The organism is Pseudomonas sp. EL_65y_Pfl2_R96 (genome assembly GCF_963970905.1).
Lineage (GTDB): Bacteria > Pseudomonadota > Gammaproteobacteria > Pseudomonadales > Pseudomonadaceae > Aquipseudomonas.
Window position 1 is genome coordinate 1 of the sequence record NZ_CAXAQH010000488.1, and the last position, 232, is coordinate 232.

At 63.8% G+C, this 232-nt stretch carries 1 protein-coding gene; it reads left to right on the forward strand.

Going from position 1 to position 232, the window contains the following annotated elements; genetic code table 11:
- Nucleotides 1-232, forward strand: a 232-nt coding sequence (locus AACY49_RS31705; RefSeq protein WP_339528314.1) for an immunoglobulin-like domain-containing protein, incomplete at both ends; no start/stop codon positions are given.

Here is a 232-nt window from a genome sequence, read left to right on the forward strand (position 1 = left end):
ACGTCTACAAAGACGCCGGCCAAGTCGAGGTGACGATCAAAGATGCCGCCGGCGGCAACTTTGAAAACCTGGCGACCAATCCGGCAGCGGCGGCCACCGACGTCACCGACACCACCGACACCTCGACCGTGAACCTGACCGCGACTTCGAGTGTGGCCGAAGGCGGCACCGTGGTTTACACCGCGTCCGTGTCCGCTCCAGTCACCGGTTCGCCAGTGGTTGTGACCCTGTC